Annotated in this window: 10 protein-coding genes; 4 read left to right on the plus strand and 6 right to left on the minus strand. The window is 46.7% G+C overall.

What is annotated here, in order from left to right; genetic code table 11:
• Window positions 1-248: 248 nt before the first annotated feature.
• The 5 genes from C8U37_RS14015 to groES form a co-directional block, all read right to left on the minus strand.
• Window positions 249-2,150 carry a PTS fructose transporter subunit IIABC gene (locus tag C8U37_RS14015; protein WP_108033827.1) on the minus strand — a complete coding sequence of 634 codons (1,902 nt, stop codon included), beginning with the start codon at window positions 2,148-2,150 and terminating at the stop codon, window positions 249-251.
• A gap of 18 nt (window positions 2,151-2,168) precedes the next feature.
• Window positions 2,169-3,083, minus strand: coding sequence for a 1-phosphofructokinase (gene pfkB, locus C8U37_RS14020; protein ID WP_108033828.1), 915 nt, complete (start codon window positions 3,081-3,083; stop codon window positions 2,169-2,171).
• Window positions 3,083-3,832, minus strand: a complete 750-nt coding sequence (locus C8U37_RS14025) for a DeoR/GlpR family DNA-binding transcription regulator (protein WP_108033829.1) — start codon at window positions 3,830-3,832, stop codon at window positions 3,083-3,085. The genes pfkB and C8U37_RS14025 overlap by 1 nt, the downstream gene beginning before the upstream one ends.
• Before the next feature lie 1,022 nt (window positions 3,833-4,854).
• Window positions 4,855-6,468: a chaperonin GroEL gene (gene groL, locus C8U37_RS14035; RefSeq protein WP_108033831.1), complete on the minus strand. Its 1,614-nt coding sequence runs from the start codon at window positions 6,466-6,468 to the stop codon at window positions 4,855-4,857.
• A gap of 28 nt (window positions 6,469-6,496) precedes the next feature.
• The gene (groES, locus tag C8U37_RS14040; protein ID WP_086629443.1) at window positions 6,497-6,781 is read right to left on the minus strand and encodes a co-chaperone GroES; all 285 of its coding nucleotides are present in this window, start codon (window positions 6,779-6,781) and stop codon (window positions 6,497-6,499) included.
• A 191-nt stretch (window positions 6,782-6,972) separates the two neighbouring features.
• Between groES and C8U37_RS14045 the strand changes: the two genes are divergently transcribed.
• Together C8U37_RS14045 and C8U37_RS14050 are read left to right on the plus strand one after the other, a co-directional pair.
• Window positions 6,973-7,650: a CPBP family intramembrane glutamic endopeptidase gene (locus C8U37_RS14045; RefSeq protein ID WP_108033832.1), complete on the plus strand. Its 678-nt coding sequence runs from the start codon at window positions 6,973-6,975 to the stop codon at window positions 7,648-7,650.
• Window positions 7,651-7,691: 41 nt separating this feature from the next.
• Window positions 7,692-7,898 (plus strand): DUF4305 domain-containing protein, encoded by a 207-nt coding sequence (locus C8U37_RS14050; RefSeq protein WP_108033833.1) that lies wholly within the window; start codon window positions 7,692-7,694, stop codon window positions 7,896-7,898.
• A 68-nt stretch (window positions 7,899-7,966) separates the two neighbouring features.
• On the opposite strand, the gene C8U37_RS14055 is transcribed toward C8U37_RS14050, so the two are convergent.
• Window positions 7,967-8,599, minus strand: a complete 633-nt coding sequence (locus tag C8U37_RS14055; RefSeq protein ID WP_108033834.1) for a redox-sensing transcriptional repressor Rex — start codon at window positions 8,597-8,599, stop codon at window positions 7,967-7,969.
• 348 nt (window positions 8,600-8,947) lie between these two features.
• On the opposite strand from C8U37_RS14055, the gene C8U37_RS14060 reads away from it, so the two are divergent.
• Window positions 8,948-10,903 (plus strand): ABC-F family ATP-binding cassette domain-containing protein, encoded by a 1,956-nt coding sequence (locus tag C8U37_RS14060; protein WP_108033835.1) that lies wholly within the window; start codon window positions 8,948-8,950, stop codon window positions 10,901-10,903.
• Window positions 10,904-11,011: 108 nt separating this feature from the next.
• Window positions 11,012-11,668, plus strand: coding sequence for an HAD family hydrolase (locus C8U37_RS14065; protein WP_108033836.1), 657 nt, complete (start codon window positions 11,012-11,014; stop codon window positions 11,666-11,668).
• Window positions 11,669-11,800: the final 132 nt, after the last annotated feature.

Genomic DNA, 11,800 nt, shown 5'->3' on the forward strand with positions numbered 1-11,800 from the left:
AAAAGAAGAAATAGTACTCATTTTTGAATGCAAAAAAACCACAAGTATGCCTGCTACATTAGCATTCTTGTGGTTTTTACTGTCAAAGACGAGATTATAGCATATCTGCCATGGAAATCATCCCATTTTTTTACATTATTCTCATTTATCTGTCATAACGTTTTCATTTATGTGACTTGATTTCGGAACAGAAAAAAGAAAGAGCAGATAGGATGCATCCCGTCTGCTCTCTCAATGAATGATTCAATTTATTTTGCTACTTTTTGTGTCTGGTCTTGTTTCCAAAGACCTAACATCAATGCTGAAACGGCTGTACCGATTGCTAAAGCCAATAAGAACATAAGCGGACGGTTAGCCAATGTGATTACGAACAAGCCACCATGTGGTGCAGGAATCGAAACAGCCCATAGCTGCGTCAAACCACCCGCAATCGCTGAACCAACGATGGATGAGCCGATGACGCGCATCGGATCTGCTGCAGCGAATGGAATCGCACCTTCAGTGATGAAGGATAGGCCCAACAAGATATTGGAAAGTCCGGATTTTTGTTCGATATCCGTAAATTTGTTTTTGAAGATCAAGGTTGCGATACCGATTGCCAATGGAGGAATCATCCCACCAGCCATTACAGCTGCCATTAAGCTGCCATCACCAGTATCCGTGAAGATACCGATTGAGAAGGCATAAGCTGCTTTGTTGAATGGACCACCCATATCGATTGCCATCATACCGCCAAGAACAGCACCCAACAGGACTGCATTACCGGTACCCAAGTTTTCCAGGAAGGTGATCATAGCTGTATTGATTGTGGAGAAGACAGGACCTACCAAGAAGTACATCAACAAGCCAGTGATCAAGAGACCGAACACAGGGTACAAGAGAATTGTCTTCATGCCATCCAAGGTACGAGGCAATCCTTTAAAGGCTTTCTTCAGATAAACCATGATGTAACCGGCCAAGAAACCAGCAATCAACCCGCCCAAGAATCCGGCATTTGCTTGCACAGCCAAGTAACCGCCCGCCATACCTGGGAGCAATCCCGGACGATCTGCGATACTCATTGCGATGTAACCGGCCAAAATTGGAATCAGGAAGCTGAATGCGGCTCCACCAATTGCCATGAAGGAAATGAACAACGGGCTATCTGCACCGAATGACGTTTCGAACAGGAAGGAAATCGCAATCAGGATACCACCACCGACAACAAACGGCAACATGTGTGAAATACCGTTCATCAAGTCTTTGTAGACTCTTCCGATGATTGAAGGCTTCTCATCGCTTTCGCTTACAGCAAAGGTATCGCCTTCTACATTGAGGATCGGCGCTTCTTGACGCATTGCTTTTGTGATCAATTCTTCAGCTTTATTGATGCCATCGCTAACCGGTCTTTGAAGAACGTGTTTACCATTGAAGCGCGCCATTTCAACTTTTTTGTCAGCTGCCACGATGACGCCATCGGCACGGCGGATTTCGTCGGCTGTCAAGGCGTTCTTGACGCCATCCGAGCCGTTCGTTTCAACGCGGATATCAACGCCCATTTTTTCAGCCATCAATTTCAATGAATCTTCAGCCATATACGTGTGCGCAATCCCTGTAGGACAAGCTGTAACAGCGATGACGAAAGGTCTCTTCGTTTCGGTTGCTGCTACTGGAGCTGCCTTCGCTGCTGCTTCAGCTTGCTCTTTAGCTTCGCGTGCAGCTTCTGCTGCCGCAAATAATCCTTGCACTTCTTCTGGAGTCTGAGCTTTTTTCAATGATGCAGTGAAATCAGGATTGATGAGTAAACGGGATAATGACGCCAAAACTTCCAGATGAACATTATTTGCGCCTTCCGGAGCCGCGATCATGAAGAACAGATGTGCTGGTTGACCATCCAATGATGCATAGTCCACACCGGCTGTACTTTTTGCAAAAACGACAGCGGGTTTGATGACCGCTTTATTTTTGGCATGCGGCATTGCGATGCCATCGCCCAAACCAGTGGACGTTTGTGATTCGCGCTTCATGATGCCCTCTTTGTAAACCGCAACATCATTGATGATGCCATTAGTGGAAAGACCTGCAATCATTTCATCGATAACGCCCTCTTTGGTTGTTGCGTGCAAATCCATAATCATCAATTCTTTTAGTAAGATATCATTGATTTTCATATTAATAAGTTCTCCTTCCTATAGCTGACTGATAGTGACTTGTTTGACTAAGGCATCGATTTCTTCACGGTTGGCTAAATCGTCTGCAAAAGCTGTTGCGCTTCCGCAAGCGATACTGACTTTGAATGCTTCCAATGGGTCATGTGTTTTCGTATACGTACCTACAAAACCGGCTATCATCGAATCCCCGGAACCAACTGAATTTCGGAGGTTTCCTTTTGGTACCGTTCCATGATAGACACCTTCCGGCGTGAACAGGATAGCCCCTTTTGCAGCCATTGAGATGATTGCAAATTGCGCTCCTGATTCAAGCAATTTTTTGCCGTATGGCAGGATATCCTCATCCGTTTCGAAAGTTGTATCGAATAATTCCGCTAATTCGTGGTGGTTCGGTTTAACCAACAACGGATGGTACGGCAAGGCATTTTTCAATTCTTCCCCGGTCGTATCGATCAGGAATGTTACCCCTTTATCCGTCAATCTGCGGATGATGGTCTGGTAATAATCAGCAGGCAGGCTTGCTGGCTTGCTTCCCGCCAAGACTACGATGTCATTTTCCGGATCAAGCGTGTCGAATTGTTTCAGGAATTCTTCGGCGACTGCAGGTTCGATATGCGGACCGGGACCGTTCATTTCCGTCTCCACTCCTGATTTGATTTTGACATTGATGCGGGTCGCTTCATCCACATGCGTGAAATGCGTTTTGCTTTTTTCCGCTTCCAACCAGTCTTCGATGTATTTTCCGGTGAAACCTCCAAGGAAGCCTAATGCGGTGTTTTCCACTTCCAGTTCATTCAGAATGCGGGAAACGTTGATGCCTTTGCCACCCGGCAGTTTGAAATCCTGTTGGATACGGTTCACTTCACCCAACTCGATAGCGGGCAAATGGACGATGTAATCGATGGATGGATTTAATGTTACTGTATAGATCATTATTCAGCCTCCAAAATAGTTGTACTGTCTTTCAGGTTACGTTTGATTTCCGACGGGACATTGTAACTGATGATGCTGCAATCCTCAATGTCGCAGACCTTCACGAAGCTGACTTGTTTGAACTTCGAAGCATCCGCTATGACATAGCTTTGTGCTGCATTCTCGATGGCTATCCGCTTGATGGCCGCTTCTTCGGTATCCGGCGTCGTGAAGCCATATTGCTTGTCGATGCCGTTGATGCCGAGAAAAGCTTTGCTGAAACGGTAATTTCTCATTTGCATTTGGCTGACTGGTCCGATGACTGCTTTTGTCTCCATCTTGATTTTGCCGCCGATAAGGATCGTCTCGATTTGCATATCCGATAATAAGCTGGCATGCGGGACGCCATTTGTGACGACGAGGATGCTCTTGCCTTTCAGGAAGGGAATCATTTCGTAGGTGGTCGATCCGGCATCCAAAAAGATGATGTCTTGAGCGCTCACTAATTGAGCTGCTTTTTCAGCGATCCGTTGTTTGTCCCGAACGTTTTTGGACGTTTTATCTTCCATCCTGTCTTCAGCGGAAACACTATAATTTCTCTTTGCTCCGCCATGGACGCGGATCAGGAAGCCAGCCTCTTCAAGAGTGCTCAAATCCCTTCTGATCGTGGATTCAGAACTGCCCGTCTGATCGACTAGGTCCTGCAGTTTTACAATATTATCTTTTGCTAAAGTGTCTAGAATGATTTTATGCCGTTCTTCTGTAAGCACTTTCTATCACCTCTCGAACAAAAATATACCACCTACACGGGAATAAAGCAATCATTTTCCTTCAAAAACATTAACTTTCATCCAAAAGCTTTCAAAAGCCTTGATGGATCAGCTTTTTAAACGGTGACTTTTTTTATTTTCAGCTGCTTATGCGCAGAGCGCTGGATCAAAACGGTCAGATGACCGTTTTTCCGGAGGAGCGCGTTGGATTCAGTCTACAGCTCCGGCGAGGCGGCTGTTAGCAGGAGAACATCGGTAACTTTGAGGCCCACCTCCGATGATGCCGGTCTCATCGGAGAACGGAAGTTAAATGTTGGCCGAACTCCGGCGAAGCCTCCGTTGGCCGGAGGAAAGCAGTCGGGTTGTCGTTGGCCGGAGGAGCGCGCCGGATTCGGTCCGCAACTCCGGCGAGGCGGCTGCTCTCCGGAGAACACTGGTAACTTTGAGGCCCACCTCCGATGAAGCCGGTCTCATCGGAGAACGGAAGTTAAATGTTGGCCGAACTCCGGCGAAGCCTCCGTTGGCCGGAGGAAACACCGGAATAAACAAAAATCCACCCAACGACCAAATTTTTGGTCGTTGGGTGGATTTCCTCTTAGCCCTCGATTGCTCGATTGCTAGAGTGGGATTCGTCATGGCTCTTGCGATTTTAATCGCTTAGAGACATGACACACTTGACCGGTACGGTCACAGTGCTTCCTTTATTGTGTAGTTGAGTTCTGATTCGCAGATACCGCTCCCGTTTGGTCATGGCTCTTGCGATTTCAATCGCTTAGAGACATGATACACTTGACCGGTACGGTCACAGTGCTTCCTCACGTAGTGAACAAAAGAGGTTCACTTCGCTGGGTGCTCCAACGTCCGGGTATCTAAACGCGAATCATCACATCCTGTAGAACGGTTCTGAATCCTAGAGTTCTCCGCCTAAGCTGAAATCCCCGCCTCGACCAAAACCAGGTCGTGGTGGGGATTTCCTCTTAGTGCTCAAACTCTGAGCTCAGGATTCATCACACACTGTTTTATTACATCATGCCCATGCCTGGGTCCATTGATGGGGGTGTGGCTGGAGATGGATGGTCGGCTACGATAGCTTCTGTCGACAGGATCAAGGCAGCTACGCTGGCTGCATTTTGTAATGCGGAACGTGTCACTTTTGTAGGATCGACGATTCCTGCTTCGATCATGTTTACCCATTCGTCGGTTGCGGCGTTATAACCCATGCCGACTTCAAGGCCTTTGATCTTATCGGCTACTACGGAGCCTTCTTTTCCTGCATTTTCAGCGATTTGTCTCACTGGCTCTTCTAATGAACGTGCCACGATACGTGCACCTGTCGCTTCGTCGCCGGTCAGTTCCAACGCTTCGACGCATTTTTGGACGTTGATCAAGGCTGTACCACCACCGGATACGATACCTTCTTCAACAGCAGCACGTGTTGCGTTCAAAGCATCTTCGATACGCAGTTTGCGTTCTCTCAATTCAGTTTCTGTAGCCGCTCCGACTTTGATGACGCCGACGCCACCGGATAATTTCGCAAGGCGTTCCTGTAATTTCTCACGGTCAAACTCTGAAGTTGTTTCTGCTGATTGCGCACGGATGACAGCCACACGTTGTTCGATGGCTGCTTTTTCGCCAGCGCCTTCAACGATTGTTGTGGAATCTTTGGTTACGACAACTTTGCCTGCACGACCCAAATGCTCTACGGAAGCATCCTTCAATTCCAAACCTAAGTCTTCAGCGATGACTGTACCGCCTGTCAAGATGGCGATGTCCTGAAGCATTTCTTTACGGCGGTCACCGAAACCAGGTGCTTTTACTGCCGCTACATTGAATGTTCCGCGCAATTTGTTCAAAACTAATGTAGGAAGTGCTTCTCCGTCAACATCATCAGCAACGATCAATAATGGGCGTCCTTGTTGCAGAATTTGTTCCAATAAAGGCAAGATGTCTTGGATATTGGATAATTTACGATCCGTGATCAGGATGTATGGTGCTTCCAATTCAGCTTCCATCTTGTCGTTGTTGGTGACCATGTATTGCGATAGGTAACCGCGGTCGAATTGCATGCCTTCAACAACATCCAATTCAGTTTCGATCCCTTTTGATTCTTCGATGGTGATGACCCCGTCGTTGCCGACTTTTTCCATCGCTTCAGCAATCAATTCGCCGATTTCTTTCGATCCGGATGATACGGCAGCAACCTGCGCGATCGATTCTCTTGAATTCACGGTTTGGGAAATTTCCGCCAAACCTTTTACAGCTGCTTGTGTAGCCAACTCGATACCGCGACGGATGCCCACTGGGTTTGCGCCTGCTGTAACGTTTTTCAGCCCTTCGCGAACGATGGCCTGTGTCAAAACAGTGGCAGTCGTAGTACCGTCACCGGCAATATCGTTTGTTTTGGACGCAACTTCGGCAACCAGTTTCGCTCCCATATTTTCGAAGCGATCTTCCAATTCGATTTCTTTGGCGATCGTCACGCCATCATTCGTGATCAACGGAGAGCCGTACGCTTTTTCTAAAACGACATTGCGTCCTTTGGGTCCTAAAGTCACTTTTACGGTATTTGCTAATATATCCACACCACGAAGCATTGCTGCTCTTGCGTCTTCTGAAAATTTAATGTCTTTTGCCATTTATCGATTCACCTCATGAATTTTATTTTTAGTCCAGGATTGCTACGATGTCGCTTTCTTTGATCACTAAGTATTCTGTTCCCGCATATTTAACTTCTGTGCCTGCATATTTTTCGAAAAGAACGGTATCCCCCGCCTTAACGGTCATTTCGATTGTTACGCCGTTATCTGTCACGCGGCCTGCGCCAACAGCAATTACGGTACCTGTTTGGGATTTTTCTTTAGCGGATGACGGTAAAACGATGCCGCCTATAGATTTTTCTTCTTCTTTGGCAACTTCTACAATAACACGGTTTCCTAATGGTTTTAACAAGATGATCCCTCCAAAAATAAGTTCATTTTAGCACTCATCAACTTAGAGTGCTAAGTTACATTTCTATATTAATCAATCTCCAATTAATTTGCAAGAGGGAAGCCGATTTTTTCCGATTCTATTTTTATTCGCTATTATGCTATACTGTTTTTAAGCGCAAAAACGTCAGTTCTCTTAGAAAGGTACTATATATGAATAAAAAAATACGTTCAAGGTTAACGTTAGCCATACAGATCATCCTCATCTATCTCGCTTCTCAGCTCTTGCCGGTCTTTATGCTCTTTTTCATTCCGGAGGCAGATCGCATCGCAGCCGCCATGAATCTCTCGTTATTCTTTGCTTTCCTGGGAACTGTCCTTATGGTAGCATGGAATAGCAGAAAAAAATGGACACCACAAAACAGTCTTACGGATCAACCGTCTGCCCCAATCGGAAAAACGCTTACGACTGGACTCTTCGGTTTCATGGGAGCTGTCCTGATTCAAATCGTCGCGATGAATGTGGAGTATCTTTTGTTCAAGATGCCCGTCGTTTCCGAAAATACGGAAGTGTTGCTGGACTTGACAAACCGCTATCCGTTCTTTATTTTCAACATCATCCTCTTTGCACCTGTGATGGAGGAATTTGTATTCCGCAAAGCGATTGTCACGCATCTGGTTGACGGGATCGGGATAGTCGGCGCAGCCACTATCAGCGCTTTGCTTTTTGCGATTGCGCATAATGATGGGCACTATTTGGTTTACGGCTCTCTCGGGCTATGGTTTTCTTTCCTTTATTACAGGACAAGAAACATAGCGACTCCGATGATTGCGCATGCGTTGATGAATGCCGTGTCCGCCTTGCCGATTCTGTCCCAACTCATTTCGTAAGGCACGTGAAGCCTGCTATTTAGGAAAAAGAAAGGAATAACATGACTTTAAAAAATCTACTAATTCAAATAATCATCCGCTTTGTTTTCGCCATCCTCTTCATCTCGCTGGCAGTCGATGCCGTGAATACTGCAGGCTGGGGATTCATGGCTATCATCAGTGTGCTGTTCGCAACAAGTGATGTTGTCAAAGGTGTACGCATGTTCAACGCTTACTTGAAAATCAAAGACAGCATCGACAAAAACTAGGAAAAAAGAAGGATGAGGCGGCCTCATCCTTCTTTTTGCGTTTTCTTATCATCAGCTGTCGACTTTGCTCAGCCGATATCATTGTCCAAGAAATAGATCAACGTCTGCAATTCGTTCGTCAAGTCCACATTCTGAACGCGGACATTTTCCGGAACGGAAAGACGGATCGGGGTAAAGTTCATGATGCCGCGGACACCGGCTTCAGTCAATCGGTTGGCAGCGTCCTGAGCCACTTCTAGGGGAACGGTAAGAATGGCTACATCAATCTGTTGGATGCGCAACTGCTCGACCATATCCGACATCGGATAAACAGGCACTCCGCTGAGGATTTTTCCGACGATGTCTTCATCGATATCAAAGGCTGCACTGATGCGCACGTTATTGCTTACATGGAAGTTGTAGTTCAATAAGGCATGCCCCAAATTACCCACACCTATCAAAGCCACGTTCGTCAGACGGTCCTGGTTCAAGGTTTTGCTGAAAAAATCCAACAAATACTCGACATCATAGCCATATCCTCTTTTGCCTAGTGCGCCAAAATATGAAAAATCCCTACGGATAGTAGCACTGTCCACTTTTACTGCCTCACTCAATTCAGTGGAAGAAACACGTTTTTTACCAGCATTATGCAAAAAGCGCAAATAGCGGTGGTAAATCGGCAACCTCCTTGCCGTAGCTTTTGGAATATCCTTCGTCGACATTATTTTCTCCTCTTCTTTCCTCGTTCATTTCGTACCTGATATTGTTTGTCCGAATGCACAAACTTTAAAAAGTATGTTCACATACTTAAGCTTTCATTTCATATTGACTATTATATCATCTGATTGTGAAAAATCTACTAATTTGTTCGAAACCGGACTTGATTGTGAAGCCTTTTTTGAACAATATGTGAAATACAATACTAATTGTAAACGGAATCATCAATAAAATTCACATACACAAATACGTGAATATAGCAATAACTCTGCTTGTCCCTATCGAATCAGTGCTTGCTGTGATAAAATGAAAAGGATAAATGCCAGTATTTGTTTAGAAAGAGGACACTACATATGATTTTATTACAAGGACAAAATTTGGCGCGCCTTTTTGGGGCGAGCGTTTTATTCGATAATATTCAAATTACCGTCCAGGACCATTCGCGCATTGCGCTCGTCGGCCGAAACGGAGCAGGGAAATCAACCCTGCTGAAGATCTTGGCAGGCATCGAAGCGACGGATGCCGGTTCTGTTTCCAAAAGCAAGGAAGTTACGATCGGCTACTTGGATCAGCATAGCGCGGTCGATTCCTCCAATACGATTTGGCAAGAAATGTTGACGATTTTTGCCCCACTCATCCAATTAAGCAAAGAAGCTGAGCAAGCCGCTTTCGCTTTGGGGGATCCGGACCTGCTCGAAGACGAAGAGGCGTATCAAAAAGCTTTGGAACGCTACGACCATCTTCAGCATACCCTGCATGAAAAGAATGCATACGGCTACGAATCTGAGATTCGTTCCGTGTTGCACGGGTTCCAGTTCTACGAAGAGGATTACGACCGCCCGATTTCCCAATTGTCCGGCGGCCAGAAAACAAGGCTCGCTTTGGCCAAAATCCTGCTTGAGAAGAACGATCTGCTCATTTTGGATGAGCCCACCAACCATCTGGACATCGACACGCTGGCTTGGCTGGAAAATTATCTGATCGGTTACAACGGCTCGCTTTTGATCGTTTCCCATGACCGCTATTTCCTGGACAAAGTAGCCACAGAAGTCTATGAAATCAGCCGCCACAAAATCCAGCATTACAAAGGGAACTATTCTTATTACCTTACCGAGAAAGCCGCCCGCTTGGAGCAGGAATTGAAAGCTTACGAGAAGCAACAGGATGAAATCTCCAAGTTGGAGGATTATGTCGCCCGTAACTTGGCGCGCGCCTCCACTACCAAGATGGCGCAAAGCCGCCGCAAACGTCTGGAGAAGATGGACCGGATGGACAAACCGAAAGGCGATGAACGGTCCGCCCGCTTCTCTTTCGAAATCGCAAAAGAGAGCGGAAACGTCGTCTTGACCCTTGAAGATGGCGCTGTCGGCTATTCCGATACGGTCTTGGCTGACCCAATCAATCTTGATATTCGCAAACAACAAGCGATCGCGATCGTCGGTCCGAACGGGATCGGCAAGTCCACTTTGCTGAAGTCGATCATTTCCGAGATTCCGCTTTTGAAAGGCAGGGTACAGCTCGGTGCCAATGTGGACCTGGGTTATTATGACCAGGAATTAGGCAACCTTTCCAAAAACAAGAGCGTTCTCGCTGAAATTTGGGATCTTCACCCTACGCTGAACGAAAAAGACGTGCGCAGCATCCTGGGGAGTTTCCTGTTCTCCGGCGCCGATGTCGAAAAAACGATTCCGGCATTGAGCGGCGGCGAGAAGGCCAGGCTTTCGCTCTGCAAGCTGGCTTTGGATCAAAAGAACTTCCTCGTTCTCGATGAACCCACGAACCATTTGGACATTGACAGCAAGGAAGTGCTTGAAAATGCCTTGATCGATTACGATGGCACCCTGCTTTTCGTTTCCCATGACCGTTATTTCATCAACCGGATCGCGACCAGCATTGTCGAACTATCCGCTGAAGGCAGCAAATTGTATCTCGGGGACTATGATTACTATATTGAAAAGAAACAGCAAGAAGCGGCGTTGGCAGCTCTGCAGCAGGCTGAAAATTCCGTGGATACAAACACTACCGTTGAGACTCTTTCAAAAGCCAAAGGGGATTACGTTTCTTCCAAGGAAAAGCTGAAATTGGAAAGAAAACTGGCCAGGCAAGTGGAGGCTTTGGAGGATGAATTGGCGACCGTCGAGGAGGCCATCGCTGCGATCGAACTGCAGTTGACGGAGCCGGAAGTCTACGGCGATCATGAAAAAGTCCAACAGTTCAATCAGCAATTGCTCGCCCTACAGGCGCAGCAGGATGAGCTGATGCAGGATTGGGAAGAACAGACAATGGCGCTCGAGGAACTGAGTGAATAATGAAGCGGATAACCGTTCCGGCTCACGCGCTTTCTGTTTCAGTTGAGCAATGCCGGGACTTTTGTTAAGATGCACTGGAACAAGTACGCACAATATGGAGGTAAGGATATGCTGGAAGCCGTTTTATTTGATATGGATGGTGTCATCATCGATACGGAACCATTCTTTTTGCGATCGGAAAGTATGTTATTGAAGGAATTTGGAGTGGACACCGAGTTGGAATACCATTTCCGCTATCAAGGGACAACGCATGAGTATATGTGGGAAACAATGAAAAATGAATTCAAGCTGGATGCTCCGGTCGGCGAATTGGTGGAACGAGCGAACGTCATCCGGAACCGCCTGATGGAAGAAGATGGCCTGCAACCGATTCCGGGTGTGATCCCCTTCATTGCACGCTTGCATGAAGCCGGAGTTCCTTTGGCGATCGCCTCTTCCTCTCCGTTGACGGATATCCATAAGGCTGTAAAAGCATTGGACATTGAAAAATATTTCAGCTATTTCGTTTCGGGAGAGAGCGTTGCGCATTCCAAACCCGCGCCTGATATTTTCCTGGATGCTGCCGAAAACCTGAAGGCCAACCCGGAAAACTGCGTCGTCATAGAGGATTCCAGGAACGGCGTAGCCTCCGCACATGCGGCCGGCTGCAAATGCATCGGTTTCCGCAATCTGGACTTCCCGCCGCAGGATCTGTCCTTGGCGACCGTCATCGTCACCGATTTTTCGGATCTCGATGCCGACTACTGCAGAGCGCTGATCGATTAAGAAGTATACACAAATAAGGGACCGGCTCATCATCCAATGGTGTGCCACCCGTCAATAGGACAGTAAAATATTTAAACAGTTTTACAGACTGCTCCCAGTAATGTGGGGGCAGTTTTTTTCCGTATATAAACC

Origin of the sequence: Trichococcus patagoniensis (assembly GCF_003051085.1) — a bacterium.
GTDB lineage: Bacteria > Bacillota > Bacilli > Lactobacillales > Aerococcaceae > Trichococcus > Trichococcus patagoniensis.

What these genes read in the sequence shown, in the direction of transcription:
- C8U37_RS14015 (WP_108033827.1), bottom strand. Translation starts at nt 2,150, where the DNA reads ATGAAAATCAATGATATCTTACTAAAAGAATTGATGATTATGGATTTG.
- pfkB (WP_108033828.1), bottom strand. Translation starts at nt 3,083, where the DNA reads ATGATCTATACAGTAACATTAAATCCATCCATCGATTACATCGTCCAT.
- groL (WP_108033831.1), bottom strand. Translation starts at nt 6,468, where the DNA reads ATGGCAAAAGACATTAAATTTTCAGAAGACGCAAGAGCAGCAATGCTT.
- C8U37_RS14045 (WP_108033832.1), top strand. Translation starts at nt 6,973, where the DNA reads ATGAATAAAAAAATACGTTCAAGGTTAACGTTAGCCATACAGATCATC.
- C8U37_RS14050 (WP_108033833.1), top strand. Translation starts at nt 7,692, where the DNA reads ATGACTTTAAAAAATCTACTAATTCAAATAATCATCCGCTTTGTTTTC.
- C8U37_RS14055 (WP_108033834.1), bottom strand. Translation starts at nt 8,599, where the DNA reads ATGTCGACGAAGGATATTCCAAAAGCTACGGCAAGGAGGTTGCCGATT.
- C8U37_RS14060 (WP_108033835.1), top strand. Translation starts at nt 8,948, where the DNA reads ATGATTTTATTACAAGGACAAAATTTGGCGCGCCTTTTTGGGGCGAGC.
- C8U37_RS14065 (WP_108033836.1), top strand. Translation starts at nt 11,012, where the DNA reads ATGCTGGAAGCCGTTTTATTTGATATGGATGGTGTCATCATCGATACG.